Genomic DNA, 17,197 nt, shown 5'->3' with positions numbered 1-17,197 from the left:
TTTCATGAGAAGATTCTACCAGCTACTTATTGTCATTCTGTTACTTACCACATTTAAACTTTCCGCACAGGACACCCGGCATTTCAATTCCCTCACCACCGGGATCGGATTTGGTTACAGCGAAGGCAAACAGGAAAGTGGTTTTGGGCTGGTTTATGAAATTGGCTACCAGAGAAGTTTTGGGAGAAGCAACAGGTTTCGGTTTAATCCCAACCTACAATACGGTGGGTTTCTTCCTTTTGCGACCACTGATATGCCAGATCAGCTATACCGGTTGAGCACGTTGGCACTTGACCTGCACTACGACCTCGCCAGGTTTCAATCGCTATCGCTTGTCACGACTCCAGGAATTTTTGGTTCCTATTCCCGCGGACTCACCGGAACCGGTGGAATGAACGGTATAAGCTCTTCAGAATATTTTCAGTCGTTCTATTTCGGTGGAAAATTTTCTCTGGGTATCAGGATTTCAAAACCTAATAAAAGACTGGCCTACGAAATAAGACCACTGAATATCCATTTCGGCTCAAAATATTTTCTTTATAATTCCATCATGTTCAAGGTCCATATCAAACTGGATTCCCTCGAAAACTGATCTTAAAGCAAGGTATTTGAATACTTTAGAGCGGAACCTGTAATATTTTCAAAAAAAGCTCTACCTTAAAATCATTCAGAAATCAGAAGGTTTTACCATGCTTTGCATTGGCTCATCTTTATAAATTTTGATAGTTATAGCTTAGACATTATGAAGAATCTTGTACTATTTATTGCGCTCATCCTGGTTCAGGCATCCTGCAAAAAGAAATCTTATCAAATCCGTTTGGAGGGAAAATGGGTCGTGTACAAAATGAAACTTGCCGGGAGGGAAATACAGGACCAGCTCAATAACCAGTTGTCTACCTTAAGCTTTTACCGCAACGACAGCATTCAATACCCTGCAATACGTTTTTACGATTCCTTGTTCATTGTGCCCGGGCATCAACAGGAAAATTACAAATTTCGATTTTCCATAAATGCAGATTCCACAAAACTGACCATCACACAAAATGAAGAACTAACAGATTCGGTTTCAGAAAAAGTTCCCAGCCTGTTCCTGGGAGAATTTGACCTGAAGACCAGGCGCTATGAGCAACAAATGGAATTAAGAGCAGATTCGCTGGAGATTACCTTAATTGAATCAGAAAAATATGCCAGTTATTCGCGCGGGAATTCCAAGCTGGATTAGTTGTGAGATTGGAATATATTAATCGGGAATTTATAGTAACTTGAAACAAGTTTAAGAATATACAAAATGGCAAAACACCGCATTTACTCCATGTCATTCGCGAGCGTCTATCCGCACTACATCGCTAAAGCCGAAAAGAAAGGCCGTACACAGCAGGAAGTTCACGAGGTCATCAAATGGCTCACTGGTTATAACGAAGAACAGCTGCAACAGGTATTGGAGAAAAAAACCAATTTTGAAGATTTTTTTGACCAGGCTCCGGAGATGAACCCAAATGCCTCGAAAATAACCGGTGTGATCTGCGGTTATCGCGTGGAAGATATAGAAGATCCTTTGATGCAGAAAGTTCGCTATCTCGATAAAATGATCGACGAACTGGCGAAAGGTCGTAAAATGGAAAAGATCCTTCGCACTTGATAAATAACCCATAAAAAGCATTATGAAATTTTTTAAACTCTTTATTTTGATCCTGATCAGTTCACAAATACATGCTCAAAAGCTTCCGGGAAAATGGTTGATGTACACACCTGGAGACACCTATATGATCCCCGCCGTGCCAATTTTTGAATTTCAGAACGACAGTATCACCACCTATAATTTTGATGAAATTTACAGTCAGGCGCCCTACCGTGTGGAGAATGACATTCTTTATACCTCCAATAATCGCATGGGCAGGATTCGCTTTATTACTGAAAACGAGCTGGTTTGTAGTCTCGAAAATGGCGGAGATTTTCATTGGACAAGGATTCGCCCTACAGAAACCAATTTGAGCGAAGAAGCGCTTGCTGAACTTCAATTTAAGCTGAAAACGAATGAATCCAAAAAGGAGATTTTAGTGGATTTAGGGGAGCAAAATTCGGAAAATGACGGTTTCAGGCTGGAAAGGATCGGGGATTCTTATTTCCTTAGTTTTTATAAACGGAAGAAACGAAGCAAGGTGCTGTTTATCCAAAAAGTAACCTATTCTGAAATTGTGCTTGCCGGCTATCCCGGTCAACCGGAAATGACCGCGCAGCTCATTACAGAATAAATATCCGATAATTTAATACTTATGAAATAACTTTCGTAATTTAGCAGAAGTTATTTCGTAATTATGTTAGCAGATCTTGGGTATTTATCAGTAGGCTCGCAAATGCGGGGAATTTATGAGCAATTGCAGGTAGCGGGAGATCGCACCTACGAATTATCGGGCTTGCCTTTTCGGTCCAGCTGGTTTGGCATCTACTATTTACTCTCAAAATCAGAGCGTGCGCTTAGTGTTTCTGAAATTACCGAAGCGATTTCCTATACCCGCATTACCGTTAAGAACGTGGTACGTGAACTAAAATCCGAAGGTTTGGTGGAAATACATAAAAACCCTTCAGACAGCAGATCAAAACTCATTAGTCTTACTTCAAAAGGTCGTGACCATCTTCCGCAACTCGAAGAATTATGGAATGTTTTTGACCAGCAATTGGAAGAGTTATTCCAGCAAAAAGACTTTCTGAATAGCTTAAAAAGAGTAAATGAACGGCTACAGGGAGAATCGTTTGATAAAAAAGTACTGCGGGAGTATTTCAATTTCAGCATAAGGCCCGCCAGGAATGAAGAGTTTTCGCAAATTGGCGCTTTAATGGTCGAGGTCTATTCCGCATTAAAAGGGTTTCCCAAGCCGGCTGAGCAGCCTGCCTATTACGATCTGCTTCGGAATGTAGGAAAGCTCACTGAAAATGAAACCATAGAATTACTGATCGCAGTCTCAGAACAGGGAAAAATAGGCGGCGCTGTGGTATTCTTTAAGGATATGAAGGATTATGGTTCCGGAGGTACGGCAACGGGAGAGCTTCATTCCAGCGGTTTTCGCCTGCTCGCGGTAGATCCTAACCTGCGCGGATTGGGAATAGGAAAAATGCTTACTGCTGAATGTATCCAGAAAGCACGCGATAATCAATCCAGGCAGGTCATTATCCACACTACCAAAGCGATGAAAACAGCCTGGAATATGTATGAAAACATGGGTTTCAAACGTTCGGGTGATCTCGATTTCATGCAGGGAAAACTTCCGGTTTTCGGGTTTCGACTACTACTGCAATGATCACTTAATCCAGATCTTTTGAGTGACGAAGGATTTGAGCTGGAAATTATTATATTTACAGGAAACCGTTATTTCTGAATCTTTTGTTTTCCAAAACCAATCTGTAAAACATCATGCGAAAATTTTATTTCCTGCTGGCATTTTTGATAGCAACCGCTTGCCAGAATTCCCAATCTCAAAAAAAGGATTCTCCAAAACCAACAGTTGAGAAGCCTGTAATTTCTTCGGAAATTGCTGCACTGAATACACCAGAAAAACGAGAGGCATTTTTGGTAGATATTTTTAAAAAGGATCAAAATTTTCGCAAGAATGAAAAGAGCTCCGTTCTTGAAACCTATGGTTCTGATTCAGAAGAATACCGGGATTTCATCAGGCAATACCAGGAAATAGATGAGACAAATCGGGAAAAGATCCATGCCTACCTGCAAAAATTCGGCTATCCAATCGATCCGGAGTTTTCCAGAAAAGCTAAAGATGCACCGTGGCTCGTGATCCATCACATGACCGATGTTCAACAGCGAAAAAGCTATTTCCCCTACTTAGATACTGCTTTTCACAAAAAGGCTCTGAACGTCGAACAGTTAGACTTGTACCTGGGCTGAACCTATGAATTTCAGTTTGGTGAATACCCGCATTGGAAAACACGATATAAACCCATCGACAAAGTTGAGTGGCTGATCGAAGAATTGGAATTAAAATCGGTTTCTGACAGTTTGTAGCCGTTGTTCTTTCAGAAAAAAGCTTTACATTGCCAATCCTATTTTAGCTTTAACCGATAGCCGTACGGTTCAATTATGGCAATCCCTACTAGACGGTTAGTAAACAGGAAGTCTCAGTTTCTGAAATTTCAGAATTTGGCTTGTGGCCTATGAAATCTGATCAATTTAAATTTATCAATACTAACAATCATCAACTTTATGAAATTCAACAAGTTTTCTAAACCTGTTCGGCACTTCAGCCTTTTAGGGTTTTTCCTATGCATCTGTCAATTGGGAAACGCACAGTTATCAGCATCCTTTTACACGAACAATCACCTCTCTAAGGTAGGTGTTGGCTATGAATTCAATGAAAAATTATGGTCAGAGGTTCGATTCTATTCCGGCACCAATATTCATGGGATCACCCCGGAAGTTGTCCTGAATTATAATTTTCGGCGGAAGGAATATTACGATGCCTATATCGGCGGCGGGCTGGTAGTGAACTATTTCGACGGGATCGTTATCCAGGCGGGTGTGCTGATCAAACCCATTCAAGAATTGCCCAATCTCTCGCTTATCATTGAATTGCAACCGCTCTACGAAGGAGGATATAACCAAATGTTCCTGAATGGATTTGGAGGACTTCGGTTTCGGTTTTAATAGAATCGGAATTATTCCCTAATTTGGTAAACCTGTAAATTCTATTATATTCAGCAATTTGAATTCAGCTGCTGGAGATTCCAGTTTTTCTGAAAAAACCTATGAAAAAACATACATGAAATTTCACCATTTTTGCTTTTTCCTGCTTTTTGCCAGCTTCCAAACCTTCGCACAGCAAACTATTGGCATCCCGGAAAACAGGCTCTCAGAAAGGTTCTACGAAAATCTGGATTCTTTAACTAATAGATATAATCTACCCGATCTTCGCGAAACCGAACAGTCAGCTTTAAGAATCTGGACAAATCAGGAGATCATCAATTTGGGAAGTGACAACCAGTTTCTTTTTTATACCAGGAAAAAGGGCGACCTGATCCTCAAAACTGCGAAACTGGAACAGATTTCCGTAGATTCGATAATCGGTGAAATCGATAAAAACCTGGACTGGTTTCATGAAAATTCGAAATATCACCTGGATGCTTTCCCAAATTTTATCGAAATACAGACGGGAAAAAACTATCACGTCATCTCCTTCTACAAAAATCAGCAAATACAAAAACTGATCTCTTCGCTTCGGAATGAACTGGACATTCATTCCATCAGGCAGCGATTGATTGAGGAGCTCGAACCCGGAAACTACCAGTGGGGAATGAGTTCCTTGCATATTGATCACCTGGTACCGGGAGATGCTGATGGATTTTACAAAAAGATCCTTCCGGAGATTATGGAGAAATTCGGACTTTCTTCTGAAACTCCCGCCACCAAAATGCCTTTGGTGATGATCAATAAAAAACCGGCATTTTTGAAAGACCTGAATGAACTGGAAATGGGTGAAGTGGAAAAATATGAACTGCTTCAGGATGCTACAGCTACCGCCCTATACGGTTTCCGCGCTTCCTACGGCGTGATCCTGGTCAAAACAAGGTAAGCTGGAATTTAAGGAGTTTTCAGGCATTTCGTAAAAGTTAATCTTTAACTTGCAGGAAATTTCACGCCTAACAACCGCTCTTATGAATATCGAAATTTACCAGGTAGACGCATTCACTAAGGAAGTTTTCGCTGGAAATCCTGCCGCTGTCTGCCTGCTGGACCACTGGCTGGAAGCTGAACTGATGCAGAATATTGCCATGGAAAACAATCTTGCAGAAACTGCTTTCGTAGTCAAAGCTGATGAAAACTACCAGATTCGCTGGTTCACTCCTACTGTTGAAGTGGATCTTTGTGGTCATGCCACACTCGCCGCGGCTCATGTACTTTACCATGAAAAAAGTTTTCAGGGAGAACAGCTGCATTTTTGGAGCGATCGCAGCGGCCAGTTACTGGTAAAAAAGGATGGAGAACGACTTCAGCTGGATTTCCCGGCCGATTCTATTTCTGAGATCCCTGTCACTCCCGAACTCCAAAGCTGTTTTTCAGTAAAACCGCTGAAGATCTTTAAAGGAAAGACCGACTATATGTTCATTTTCAAGACCGAGGAAAGTATTCGGAATATATCACCCAATCTTTCAGCGATCGCATCGCTGGACGCACGCGGGCTTATTGCCAGCGCTCCAGGTAAAAAAGTAGATTTTGTTTCCCGCTTTTTCGCACCACAATCTGGCATTATCGAAGATCCCGTAACGGGTTCCGCCCATACGAGCCTCACGCCCTACTGGTCTGCCCAATTAGGGAAACAGGAACTGGAAGCTTTACAACTTTCAACCAGAGGCGGTCATTTGTTTTGTTCCATGGAAAAAGATCGAGTACTTATCAGTGGGTATTCCAGGCTTTATCTCAGGGGAGAGATCGTGGTGTAACGACAATCGATTTAAAAAATTTGACGTAGCTTGAAAAGGTATTTGCAAAAATTCAGTTAATCCTCCATGCGTTCAATTGTTCTTCTTCCCTATTTCAGCAGGAAATTACCTAAGTATTTTTCATTGTTCCTGGCTTCTGTTGAAAAGAACCGGGACACCGATTTCCTGATTTTCACTAATCTGAAAAATCCGGAACAACTTCCGAAAAACGTGATCTGGAAAAAGGGGCAACTAAAGGATATCAACACGCGAACCCTGCAGCAAACCGGGATTGATCCCGGAATCACACGTGCCTATAAGCTCTGCGATCTAAAACCTTTTTACGGGTTGATTTTCAGTGATCTCATCGATCACTATGATTACTGGGCCTATGGGGATATGGATGTCATCTTCGGAAATTTGGATCAGTTCCTGCAGAAGATCTGCCGGGAAGAACGATACGACATCATTTCTTTTCGCGTAAACTGGCTTTCAGGCTGTTTATGTTTCTTCCGAAATGATCCAAAAATCAATCAGCTTTGCCTGCAATCCCGGGACTGGAAAGAAGTTTTGTCAACACCAGAGCATTACTTTGGCTATGATGAAGTTTCCTGGAAAAATGGAAGAATGATCTTTTGGAAATTGGTAAATGGCCAGGACCTTATCGAGCTGCAAACCGATGTTCAAAGCTTTACGGAAGTGGTGATGACTGCCCCCGGTTTGAAAATGCATTTCGGGGACCTGGTAAAGGAATCGATCGAAGAGCATATGCTCCTGGAAATATCAGCTGAAAAAGTGCTTATTGGCAGCCGTTTCCAGAAAGGTTTTCAGGCGGCATATGAGATGGCGGCCTATCACCTGGTTAGTGAAAAGAACCGGCCTTACTTCCGTTTTCCGGCCTGGAAGAAAGTCCCGGAAAGATATTACATCTCCAGAAGTGGCTTCAGCAGGAAACCCGCACGATCTACTGCGGAAAAACTGTCACATTCAGCCCACCTACTCTTCCGAAGCTATCCTTTATATTATTTCAAGAAAATTCGGAAAAAACTAAGAGGTAAAAATTAAGTAGTTCCATTCCGCGATTTTCTGAAATGCAGTATCTTAGGTAAAAAATACCATGAAATCAAAGGTACTCCTGGTGGTCTGCATTTTAACCGGATTGATCTTTATCAACGCGGGGCTTAATAAATTTTTCAACTACATGCCAGTTCCGGAAGATCTTCCGGAAGACCTGATGAAACTGATGCAAGCGATGATGACCATCAAATGGTTGATGCCATTGGTTGCAATCGCTGAAATTCTAGGCGGGATTTTAATAGTTCCAGCAAGAACACGTGCCGTAGGCGCCCTGATCCTTTTCCCAATTATGATCGGGATCCTCCTTACCCACTTCTATTTTGCGCCCGATGGCCTGCTGTTACCGGTTATTCTGGCAATTGTAGTAGGCTGGATCCTGTTTGAAAATCGGAATAAATATGCCGAACTTTTCAAATAAGTCCTAAATTCTTTGAGCATGAAAAAATCGATCGCGGTAGATATGGATGGCGTTCTTGCCGATGTGGAAACCCATTTTCTCAATTGGTACAACGAGAAGAATGCGGCTCATCTTCAGCGGCGTGACATCAAAGGGAAAACGGAGGCAGAAGCTTTTCCAAAACCAGGAATCGTCAGGGAATATGCCAGCACAAAAGGCTTTTTCAGCTCTGTTCCCCTCATGCCAAACGCGGTTGAAGGTCTGAAAATACTGAACGAACATTTTGATGTTTTCATCGTTTCAGCGGCAATGGAATTCCCCCAAAGCCTGGTTGAAAAAAGGGACTGGCTGGAAATGCATTTTCCCTTCATCCACTGGCAGCAAATCGTTTTCTGCGGAAGCAAACGCGTAATTTCAACTGATTTTATGATAGACGATCACCCCAAGAACCTCAATCCGTTCAAAGGTACCGGTTTGCTGTTCGAAGCCTTTCATAATGTGGATATTCCGCATAATAACCGGGTAAAATCCTGGCAGGAAATTCTTCAGTATTTTAAATTATCTTCAAGCTAGAAATGGAAAAAAAATATACTGTTCCCGCTCAAACCAAGATTGGCCATGTGCACCTGAAAGTCTCCAATATCGAAAAGGCGCTTGAATTCTATTGTGACCTGTTGGGCTTTGAAATCATGATGAGAATGGGAGAAAATGCGGCATTTCTTTCCGCGGGAGGTTACCATCACCATATTGGCCTGAATACCTGGTATAGCCAGGATGGAAAACCGCCAGCACCCGGGAATACCGGGCTTTTTCATACAGCGATCTGTTACCCCGAAAGAAAAGATCTTGCACAGATCTACCAGCGTTTACAGGAAGCCGGCTATCAGCTAACCGGTGCGGCTGATCATGGCGTTTCCGAAGCTTTGTACCTAAATGATCCAGATCAGAACGGGGTGGAATTATACTGGGATCGGCCAAAGGAAGAATGGCCTTTATCGCCAGACGGTTCGCTAAACATGTATACCAGGCCCTTAGATCTTCCAAATTTACTGGCGGAAATAAAAAATGAATAAGCGAACCAAAAATACCGTTCAGCTATTTGATAAATATGCTGAAAGTTACGCGCAGCGCTTCATGGACGTTTCGCTATATGCTCCATCCCTGAAAGAGTTCTGCAGGTTGCTGCCCCCTCATGGGAGTATGCTGGAATTAGGCTGCGGTCCTGGAAATGTTACAGCTTTTCTTCTGAAACAGCGCGAAGACCTCCAAATCCTGGCTACCGATCTTTCCGAAGAAATGCTGAAAATCACCCGGAAAAATCTACCCGGAATAAGTTGTAGACCATTGAATTTCAAAGAGCTGGAAAATTGGCCACATAGATATGAGGCGGTAATGGCAGCTTTTTGTCTGCCTTATCTCAACCAGGCTGAAACGGCCAGTTTTATGCATCAGCTTGCCGTTATTTTGGAACCTGGTGGCATAATCTATATGAGTTTGATGGAAGGCGATCACGAACTTTCCGGAATGCAGAAATCATCGAATGGTCAGGACGAAATGATGATTTTTTATCATTCCAGGGATTGGTTACTGGCACAGCTGCAGGAAAAAGGTTTCGAAGTCGTATTCGACCAATTGATTGATCAACCTGAAGAGCATCGATCATCAGGTAAAGATCTCGTCATTATCGCCAGAAGTTTAACAGGAGATTAGTGAAAATAAAAAGCGGTATTCGTATCATCGAATTATGAAAGTTTCCAAAAAAGACATTTCCTATTTCAGTATCCAGCTGGGCATTCTCTTCGGGTATTTCATCCCAATCAACCTCACCGAATTCCCCATTCCGATACTCTTAACCGCAGTTTCCCTGGTCCTGTTATTAATGGGTTTTGCGATGGCTGTCATTGCCATTTTTCAGCTGAGCAAAAAGTTGTCTCCTTTTCCCTCTCCTGCAAAAAATGCGGTACTACAAACAAGAGGGGTTTACAAACTGTCAAGACATCCTATATATACCGGACTATTCCTCATGACGCTCGCCTTCGGAATTATGACCGGTTCGTTATGGAAAATCCTGTTTTCAGTAGTATTGCTGGCCTTTTTTTATGTCAAATCGAATTACGAGGAAGAACTGCTTTCTGAAAAGTTTCAGGAATACGAAAGCTACCAAAAGAAAACTGGTCGCTTCTTTCCGAAATTTTAAAGCGCCGCCAGAAGGCGGCGCTTCAGTTTTCCGGCTTATTCAGATTGGTTCCTGGGTAAACCTTCCTGCAGTACATTCCGTATGCCTTCCAGGTGATCACCGAAAGCCATTAACTGGGAAAGCAACTGCGCCATTTCATTCTGGCTACCCAAACCTTTAAGTTTATTATTCTTTCTGAAGGTTTCCTTGATGCTGTTCCAGCGAGCCTGTTCGTCTTCAGAGATCGTTCCGTAAAGTTCCTTAAACTTGAGCAAATTGGCTTCCGCGGCCATGGTGAGCGTTTGCGATTCATTCTCATAGTGGGACAATAACAAAGTTTGCAGTTCTTGCTCGTTCATGATCGGTACCACCTTGGCCACCAGCTTATTCATATCCCGATAGGATCCCTGCAACTTGAATGCCGGTTCCTCGCGGTAATCATCTTCCATTCCAGCCGAGCGAATATACGCTTCGTTCACTCGCAAGACGATATTCCTAATTGCGATGACCTTTTCCAGTACCTGCCGGTAATCCTCGATTTCCTGCCGGGTGTGATTACCCTGTAATTCTGTAATTTCAGATTTGTTCTCCACGGCTTCCAGCAGTGCATAGACATCGTCAAAATTACGCGATCGCAACTGCTGCAAAACCGGGTTCGACGTTAATGAATTCTCGATGAGGCTGAGCTTGAACAGATGCGCGGTATCGCCAATGATATCACCTAAATTGTAAATATCGGCCCTGTTCGCAAGCATATCCGGAATTCTGAATTTTTCACCGCTCTCGGTATACGGATTCCCGGCCATGACCACACAGAATTTTTTTCCGCGCAGGTCATAGGTTTTTGGTTTCCCATTGTAAACTCCTTCAATCTTCCTCGTTCCGTCTGCCAGGGAAATGAATTTCTGAAGAAACTCTGCACTCGAATGCTGGATATCATCCAGGTACAACATCACATTATTGCCCATTTCAAAGGCCAGATTAAGCTTCTTCAGCTCTTCTCTTGCAGCCGAGTTCGTTGCCGCTTCCGGATCTACCGAGGTAACATCGTGCCCAATGGCGGGGCAATTGATCTTCATGAAGACGAGGCCGAGGCGGTTAGAAATGTACTCCATCAGCGTGGTTTTTCCGTAACCAGGTGGTGAAACCAGCAGCAACATTCCCATACGATCGGTTCTTCGCCCTTCGCCAACGCTTCCCAGCTGCTTGGCCAGGTTTTCGCCGAATAAGGGAAAATAGACCTGGTTGATCAGCTTATTCCTCACGAAAGAAGTTAGCACGCGCGGGCGAAATTCTTCCAGTTTCAGCTGGTCTTTTAAAGCTTCGGTAACCTGGTGCCGCGCTTCTCTAAATGCCATAAAACCCGGAACCTGCTCATTAAAGTAGCCTTGCAATCGTTGGGTAAAATGATGGTAATTGAATTGATAAGTTCCCTCATTGATCCCAGGATGGTCCCCTTTTAAACCGCTGATCAAAGCATCTGGCCGGGCCTGGATACTCTCATGCTGATGCTGCGGAAAGAGAATCATGCAAACAGCCTCTTCGATATAAGCTGAAAGCTGTGGCAGGTCCTGACTTCTGATAAAGGCCAAAAGCCATTGTCGAACCAATTTTACCCTGGCCGAATACAATTCAATACTTTCCAGTCCAGACTGAAATTTCTGATCGGCTTTTTCCTTTTTAAGCATGGCCTGGAAATCAGCCGAAAGTTGCATCGCGGTAGGACTTGCCGTAAAACGGTCGTCACTTTGCAATTCTTCGAAAAGATAATTTGCTACTTCCAGCGAAACTTCCGCAGGAAAAAGACCGGAACTTTGGCCAAAATCAGCAATGGACTGATCCAGTTCTGCGATAAGAAAATCATATTCGCGGGTATCCGGAAAATAACTTAAGACCTGTCCTGAAGCCTTGATCGCATTATCGTAAGATTTTTTAGCGTCCTCTTCCAGTTGCTCCCAGAAATACCTTCCGAACGCCCTGATCTCCGGCCTGTGTTTCAGTATTCCTAGTTCAGAGTCTTTCTGTACCAGCACCTTCAGGATCTTTGATGCATCCAGGTCGTGCACGCCTTTGATATAACCTTCGCTATAATTTCCAGCCGATTCTTCCTGAACCAGTTTCAGCAATTGATCTTCCGTAAGTGAGCGAAGTTCTTTAACATCAATACCCTTGAATATCTTAAAAGCCAGAAAAGAAGAACGGTAGACCTCTTTATTTTCAGAAATGAATTCCTGGTCCCAGAATTCCCTGTTTTGGTTCAGCACTTCATTTTCCAGCGGCTGAAAAAAATCGGTTCCATTTAGATGGTAAAACAACCGGTTATTCTTGAAAACAATGCTCAGGTCCAGTTCCTGCTTATTCACACCAAATTTATGGTTACCCAGTTTGATGATGTTTTCACCGTCCTCATACAACTCCTGTTTATCCTTCAGTTTCCTGAGGGCATCTTCCCTGCTGGTTTTCAAAGCCGTTTCGATCTCTTCGGCATTCCCGCTGTCGTCCAGCTCGCGAAGTTGCTCCACGATATCGCGGAGTTTGTTCACCATGAGATCTGACGCGAAATAACCATTGATCTCCGAAGCCGATTTCAGGCTTTCCCCTTTCTTGGAAATACTTTTCAGAATTCTGCCCGCGGCATTCTGAAGGGAAATGGCCTTTTTGTTTCGCTTTTCATTGATCGCACTTTTCTTGCTTTCAAATGCATTGTAAACCTCTTCCCTTTTTTCAATAATTTCCTCGATGAAATCTTCAAAATCTGCAAATTTTCCTTCCAGCTCTTCCAGCTGGATGGCGATCTTTGCCTGGAATTCGTCACATTTTTCCGGGGTACCGGCGATATCGAGGTAATTGATGATGCTCTGATCAATCAATTTCAACTGTGCCGCAAAATCAGCTTTCGCTTCCTTCCCGCCCAGGCTTTTACGCTTGTTCTTGATCGACGCTTTCAACTGGTTGATCGTGGCAAAAATGAGCGAAATATTATCGATGATCCTGGTAGAATGCGAAGTATCCTCGATTTCCAGGTTTGAAACGATGTCGATAAGCATTTCGAGATCCTGCCCGATCTGGTTCACTTCTTCTTCCAGCTGCTTCGCTTCGATGACCTTAGTGAGGTTTTCCAGCTTTTCCTGTTTTTCCTGAACCTGCAAATGGTAAGGTTGCAGGGCTTTTTCCTGAAGAAGGAACTCCACGCATCGCCGGGAAATGGTGGCATTGTATTCTACGATTTCTGCTTCCAGCTGCTGCAGAAGCGCTTCATCAACATACCTGATCTCATACAACCCGATCACCTCCCCTCGAATAGCTCGCAATTCGGATAGCAGGGCTACAAACTCCTGAATGTTTTTAAAAGAAGTACTCTTGATCTTGCTGAAAAGTTCTCCGGCACGCTCCCGGATAGCCTTGGTTTGTGCCGCCGCATTTTTCTTTAGTTCCACAACCTTCTGAAACTCGTCAATCGCTGAATTAGCAGCCTGGTGGATCGATTGTAATGGTTGAACCAGTCCGGCAGCTTCCTCGTGGTCCAGCCAGTAATAAGCGTCCAAAATATTCTTGGAAATTTTGGCAATATCGGCATACAAACCGTCATAATTATCTTCCTTGTTCAAGAGGTTGAGCAATTCGGTGGCTTCGGCCATTGCTGACACAATATCCTTGTTCCCCACTTTATACAGGAACGAATCCTGGTGTTCCGAAGGTAAGATATCACCTTCCAGGTACGGGGTCTGCCACACCTGTATCATGTGATGTTTGGTCTGATCATCTTCCGGTTTAAAATAGCATAGTTCTCCACCGGCAAGAATGGTAAACCCTCCGCAAATAATAGGCGTTTTGATCTCCTGTTCTATCAGGTTATAATCCATCAACACATAGACGCCTTCCGCAGCAGAATAAAAGAGAAACAAGAAGTCTTCTCCGTTTGGGGAAGGAATTGCTCCCTGGTATTTCAGGTTTTCTACCTCGTTGCTGAACTGGTGAAATTCGCCGGTCTGCAAATAATAGCCATCAGGAAATATGATTCCCTGGTCGTCTGGCAACAACACGGCAGCTTCCTGCAGCGAATCGATCTTCTGGACTTCCTGGACCTTGTGGTTGTACACGAAATAGCGCGGTGCCTCCTGGAAAGGTTTGATCTCCAGGGCAATCAGGTTACCAAGATCGGCAAAGCGAATCTGGCCGTCATCCAGCGTCTGGTCTTTATAATCTACCGGTTCGGAATAAATCCCTTTTCCGTCGCTGGTATTATCCTCAATCTTGATAGTAAGATCTCCGCCAACGGTTTCCACGAATACTTTATCGAGAATTGCCACGTGCGGGTGTTCCCCGTAGCGCTGCATATCCCGGGTGGCCTCCTTCCAGGTAAATTGGTGTTGTGCCGGAAATTTGAATTCGTGCTCACTGCGATTGTCGATATACTCCAAATGGTCTTCTTTAATGAGCCATTTAAAAGTTTTAATATCGGTCACGCTGTCGCTGAGCTGAAACACCATATGGAGGTAATTCCCCATTTTGGCGAATTTGGCAAATATCGTATTTCGGTAATATTTATAAAGATTCTCAAAATCGCTTTTGAAGGTGGGATCCTGTAAAAGATCTGCTTCAATTGGTTCGAATTTCTCACCGTCATAGCGGTACAGGCTGAAAACATCAGAAAGAGCGATCTCGGTACGCAATCCAAAGTGCACATTATATCCAAAAATGCAAATATTGCCCAGCGAAACCATATCCCTGGCGATGCAACTGTTGCCGGTACTTACGCGATGGTTGGCGATCAAACGGGTTTCCAGCGAACCAAAAACCTGTTTCCGGGAATCATTCAGCCGGGCAAGTCTTTCCTGCAGATCAGTTTTATGGCCTGCAAGCCTTTTCCTGATGATCTCGTAAGTTCCACCATCCAGCGCATCAGAACGATGCTGATTTTCATTATTTTGATCCATATAGATTCAATAGCATTTAGTGCGGAAGTTTTCCGCTTTGCGAAAAAAGTTTTAAAAAAGCAACATTTGGGTTGCCTCACGACAACCCGAAATTGCTTAAACTTTCAAAGTTGACAGTCGCTGGTCTGAAAGTCCCAGGCCTTTTGCCAGGTTGAACAGGTTGCCGAGCATGGTCTGTTCATTAGAATCGTTAGATCGGGACTGCAGTTCCATAAGCAGTTTAGCGATCGTCAGGTTTTTGATATCTTCGGAAGAGATGCCGTATTTTTCAGAGAACTCCCGAACTTTTGTTAGCAGATTTCCTTTGATATCGTCACTTCCTAGAATCGAATCTTTCAGATCCTGAATATTGGAACTGTTCTGCACCAGCCTGTCAATACCTTTACCACGAGTGATCTGCCCTATGATCTGGTCAAAGAACATGGTTTCTCCACCCACAATATCTATCTTGGCAGCCTTCAGTGCGTCGCTGATCACGGTTGCCTGAGCGTCTGCGATCTCTTTCTGAATATTGATATTGGCAAGGTCTACCTGCAGTTCCTTATCCAATCGCAATTTGAATTCTTCGTGGTCTTTTCCAACCCCGTCCAGCTTTTTCATCGCAGCAGCTTTTTCTTCAATTCCGGCTGCATCTGCCAGTGCTTTCTCTTTAATAACTTCCGCAGCGGCTTTTCCTTCTTTCCTACTGGCCTCTGCTTTGGCTTCGATTCCAGCAGCTTCCGCCTTGGCTTTTTTCTCGATGATATGAGCTTCCACCAGACCCTGTCTTTCGCTGGCATCAGCTTTCGCGTGCATCACTTCAGCTTCTGAAAGACCAATGGTCGCTTCTTCTTTCGCCTTGGCTTCCGCGATAGTTTTACGGGCTTCAGCTTCTTTCTGGCTGGCTTCTTTCTGGGCCTGAGCCTCGATGTTCAATTCTTCAGCCCGTTGTTTTGCCGCTTCTTTCTTGGCTTCCGCAGCTTTGATCGTTTTGATCAGTTCCTCCTGGGCGCTGGCTTCCGCATTAGTAATTTTAACCTGCTTGTCCCGGTCAGCCGTTTTGAAGGCCTGGATATCTTTCATATTCTCCTGCTCTTCCACCACTCCTTTTTCCAGCATTACCCGGTCTTTGATCACATCCTGGATGTTCTTTTTCTCCACTTCCACAACCTTCTCTTTCTCGATCTGTGCCAAGGTCACGATTCGCTCGCGCTCGGTCACTTCCAGCATGCGGTCTTTTTCTACTCTTTCAGATTCTATGGCGTCTGTGCGCTCTTTGTTTTTAGCGGCCACGATGATCTGCCTGTTCATGTTTTCTTCCGCGACCTTCACTTTTTCTTCGGTGGCGATCCTGGCTGTTTCAGATTTCAGTCTTTCTTCTTCGGAAACTTTGCTGATCTCTGCCTCTTCTCTGGCCTTGATATTGGCGATCTCTCTTTTCTGAGCTTCTTCTTTTTCAGCTAACTGCTTATCGAGTTCCAGGATGGCCTCTCGAGCCTCGACATCCTGCTTGCGAATGGTCTTTTCCTCGTCGCGCTTGATCAGGTTGGCTTTCATGTTCTGAACCGCGGTAAGCTCGGTGATCTTCTTAATACCTTCCGCATCGAGGATATTATCGGCTTTCAGGTGTGAGATCGGGGTTTGTTCCAGGAAATCAATCGCACAATCCTCCAGGGTGTACCCATTTAGATCGGTCCCAATAATATTCACAATTTCATCACGGAATTCGCGACGGGCTTCATACAACTCAATAAAATCGAATTTTTTACCTACGGTTTTCAAGGCTTCGGAAAATTTTGCCTCAAAAAGATCTTCTAGCGTTTCGATCCTGGAAGCGCGGTCCACACCAATGGTCTGAGCCACTCTTTTGATGAAGGAAACATCATTGTTCACCCGAACGAAGAAGGCGACCTTAATATCTGCCCGCATGTTGTCCTTACAAATAAGACCTTCGTGAGCGAGGCGCTCGATCTGGATCTTCTTCACCGAAATATCCATAACTTCCACCTTGTGAAAAACCGGAACTACATAAAGCCCTTTATCTGTGGCTACTTTTGTTCCTCCAAAACCGGTTCTTACAATAGCCCGGCCCTGTGGTACTTTCTTGTAAAACATTGCGATAATCGCAAAGTATACGACGATCAGGAACAAAACGATCCCTAATCCAATTCCTATAATTGGTAGTATTTGATTCATAAAAATGAT

Annotated in this window: 17 protein-coding genes; 15 read left to right on the top strand and 2 right to left on the bottom strand. The window is 43.7% G+C overall.

What is annotated here, in order from left to right; translation table 11 throughout:
• Window positions 1–4 precede the first annotated feature (4 nt).
• The 15 genes from GRFL_RS13745 to GRFL_RS13675 all read left to right on the top strand — a co-directional run bounded on the left by GRFL_RS13745 (window position 5) and on the right by GRFL_RS13675 (window position 10,097).
• Window positions 5–592, top strand: coding sequence for a hypothetical protein (locus GRFL_RS13745; protein ID WP_083645174.1), 588 nt, complete (start codon window positions 5–7; stop codon window positions 590–592).
• Window positions 593–742: 150 nt separating this feature from the next.
• Window positions 743–1,222 carry a hypothetical protein gene (locus GRFL_RS13740; RefSeq protein ID WP_083645173.1) on the top strand — a complete coding sequence of 160 codons (480 nt, stop codon included), beginning with the start codon at window positions 743–745 and terminating at the stop codon, window positions 1,220–1,222.
• Window positions 1,223–1,288: 66 nt separating this feature from the next.
• Entirely contained in the window at window positions 1,289–1,639 is a 351-nt protein-coding gene (locus GRFL_RS13735; protein WP_083645172.1) for a DUF2200 domain-containing protein, read from the top strand.
• A gap of 22 nt (window positions 1,640–1,661) precedes the next feature.
• Window positions 1,662–2,252 (top strand): hypothetical protein, encoded by a 591-nt coding sequence (locus GRFL_RS13730; protein ID WP_083645171.1) that lies wholly within the window; start codon window positions 1,662–1,664, stop codon window positions 2,250–2,252.
• A 63-nt stretch (window positions 2,253–2,315) separates the two neighbouring features.
• Window positions 2,316–3,296, top strand: coding sequence for a helix-turn-helix domain-containing GNAT family N-acetyltransferase (locus tag GRFL_RS18025; protein ID WP_139839251.1), 981 nt, complete (start codon window positions 2,316–2,318; stop codon window positions 3,294–3,296).
• 113 nt (window positions 3,297–3,409) lie between these two features.
• A complete protein-coding gene (locus GRFL_RS13720; protein WP_083645170.1) occupies window positions 3,410–3,898 on the top strand; it encodes a hypothetical protein in 489 nt (162 codons plus the stop codon).
• A 315-nt stretch (window positions 3,899–4,213) separates the two neighbouring features.
• Window positions 4,214–4,654 carry a hypothetical protein gene (locus GRFL_RS13715; RefSeq protein WP_083645169.1) on the top strand — a complete coding sequence of 147 codons (441 nt, stop codon included), beginning with the start codon at window positions 4,214–4,216 and terminating at the stop codon, window positions 4,652–4,654.
• A 115-nt stretch (window positions 4,655–4,769) separates the two neighbouring features.
• Window positions 4,770–5,579, top strand: coding sequence for a hypothetical protein (locus tag GRFL_RS13710; protein WP_139839252.1), 810 nt, complete (start codon window positions 4,770–4,772; stop codon window positions 5,577–5,579).
• Window positions 5,580–5,661: 82 nt separating this feature from the next.
• Window positions 5,662–6,447, top strand: a complete 786-nt coding sequence (locus GRFL_RS13705; protein ID WP_083645167.1) for a PhzF family phenazine biosynthesis protein — start codon at window positions 5,662–5,664, stop codon at window positions 6,445–6,447.
• A 66-nt stretch (window positions 6,448–6,513) separates the two neighbouring features.
• Window positions 6,514–7,491: a DUF6625 family protein gene (locus tag GRFL_RS13700; RefSeq protein WP_083645166.1), complete on the top strand. Its 978-nt coding sequence runs from the start codon at window positions 6,514–6,516 to the stop codon at window positions 7,489–7,491.
• A 52-nt stretch (window positions 7,492–7,543) separates the two neighbouring features.
• A complete protein-coding gene (locus GRFL_RS13695; RefSeq protein ID WP_083645165.1) occupies window positions 7,544–7,921 on the top strand; it encodes a DoxX family membrane protein in 378 nt (125 codons plus the stop codon).
• Window positions 7,922–7,939: 18 nt separating this feature from the next.
• Window positions 7,940–8,473 carry a 5' nucleotidase, NT5C type gene (locus GRFL_RS13690; RefSeq protein ID WP_083645164.1) on the top strand — a complete coding sequence of 178 codons (534 nt, stop codon included), beginning with the start codon at window positions 7,940–7,942 and terminating at the stop codon, window positions 8,471–8,473.
• A 2-nt stretch (window positions 8,474–8,475) separates the two neighbouring features.
• Window positions 8,476–8,973: a VOC family protein gene (locus GRFL_RS13685; RefSeq protein WP_083645163.1), complete on the top strand. Its 498-nt coding sequence runs from the start codon at window positions 8,476–8,478 to the stop codon at window positions 8,971–8,973.
• A complete protein-coding gene (locus GRFL_RS13680) occupies window positions 8,966–9,610 on the top strand; it encodes a class I SAM-dependent DNA methyltransferase (protein ID WP_083645162.1) in 645 nt (214 codons plus the stop codon). The genes GRFL_RS13685 and GRFL_RS13680 overlap by 8 nt, the downstream gene beginning before the upstream one ends.
• Window positions 9,611–9,644: 34 nt before the next feature.
• On the top strand, window positions 9,645–10,097 hold the full coding sequence (locus GRFL_RS13675) for a methyltransferase family protein (protein WP_083645161.1): 453 nt from the start codon (window positions 9,645–9,647) through the stop codon (window positions 10,095–10,097).
• Between the two features lie 35 nt (window positions 10,098–10,132).
• On the opposite strand, the gene GRFL_RS13670 is transcribed toward GRFL_RS13675, so the two are convergent.
• Window positions 10,133–15,013 carry a DNA repair ATPase gene (locus tag GRFL_RS13670; RefSeq protein WP_083645160.1) on the bottom strand — a complete coding sequence of 1,627 codons (4,881 nt, stop codon included), beginning with the start codon at window positions 15,011–15,013 and terminating at the stop codon, window positions 10,133–10,135.
• Window positions 15,014–15,109: 96 nt separating this feature from the next.
• Window positions 15,110–17,188 carry a flotillin family protein gene (locus GRFL_RS13665; RefSeq protein WP_083645159.1) on the bottom strand — a complete coding sequence of 693 codons (2,079 nt, stop codon included), beginning with the start codon at window positions 17,186–17,188 and terminating at the stop codon, window positions 15,110–15,112.
• Window positions 17,189–17,197: the final 9 nt, after the last annotated feature.

The organism is Christiangramia flava JLT2011, assembly GCF_001951155.1.
Lineage (GTDB): Bacteria > Bacteroidota > Bacteroidia > Flavobacteriales > Flavobacteriaceae > Christiangramia > Christiangramia flava.
This window is presented reverse-complemented; position numbering and strand designations above follow the sequence as displayed.

Coding starts and splice junctions, on each gene's coding strand:
- GRFL_RS13730 (WP_083645171.1), top strand. CDS start 1,662: ATGAAATTTTTTAAACTCTTTATTTTGATCCTGATCAGTTCACAAATA.
- GRFL_RS13710 (WP_139839252.1), top strand. CDS start 4,770: ATGAAATTTCACCATTTTTGCTTTTTCCTGCTTTTTGCCAGCTTCCAA.
- GRFL_RS13700 (WP_083645166.1), top strand. CDS start 6,514: ATGCGTTCAATTGTTCTTCTTCCCTATTTCAGCAGGAAATTACCTAAG.
- GRFL_RS13715 (WP_083645169.1), top strand. CDS start 4,214: ATGAAATTCAACAAGTTTTCTAAACCTGTTCGGCACTTCAGCCTTTTA.
- GRFL_RS13695 (WP_083645165.1), top strand. CDS start 7,544: ATGAAATCAAAGGTACTCCTGGTGGTCTGCATTTTAACCGGATTGATC.
- GRFL_RS13680 (WP_083645162.1), top strand. CDS start 8,966: ATGAATAAGCGAACCAAAAATACCGTTCAGCTATTTGATAAATATGCT.
- GRFL_RS13735 (WP_083645172.1), top strand. CDS start 1,289: ATGGCAAAACACCGCATTTACTCCATGTCATTCGCGAGCGTCTATCCG.
- GRFL_RS13670 (WP_083645160.1), bottom strand. CDS start 15,013: ATGGATCAAAATAATGAAAATCAGCATCGTTCTGATGCGCTGGATGGT.
- GRFL_RS13675 (WP_083645161.1), top strand. CDS start 9,645: ATGAAAGTTTCCAAAAAAGACATTTCCTATTTCAGTATCCAGCTGGGC.
- GRFL_RS13745 (WP_083645174.1), top strand. CDS start 5: ATGAGAAGATTCTACCAGCTACTTATTGTCATTCTGTTACTTACCACA.
- GRFL_RS13665 (WP_083645159.1), bottom strand. CDS start 17,188: ATGAATCAAATACTACCAATTATAGGAATTGGATTAGGGATCGTTTTG.
- GRFL_RS13705 (WP_083645167.1), top strand. CDS start 5,662: ATGAATATCGAAATTTACCAGGTAGACGCATTCACTAAGGAAGTTTTC.
- GRFL_RS13685 (WP_083645163.1), top strand. CDS start 8,476: ATGGAAAAAAAATATACTGTTCCCGCTCAAACCAAGATTGGCCATGTG.
- GRFL_RS18025 (WP_139839251.1), top strand. CDS start 2,316: ATGTTAGCAGATCTTGGGTATTTATCAGTAGGCTCGCAAATGCGGGGA.
- GRFL_RS13720 (WP_083645170.1), top strand. CDS start 3,410: ATGCGAAAATTTTATTTCCTGCTGGCATTTTTGATAGCAACCGCTTGC.
- GRFL_RS13740 (WP_083645173.1), top strand. CDS start 743: ATGAAGAATCTTGTACTATTTATTGCGCTCATCCTGGTTCAGGCATCC.
- GRFL_RS13690 (WP_083645164.1), top strand. CDS start 7,940: ATGAAAAAATCGATCGCGGTAGATATGGATGGCGTTCTTGCCGATGTG.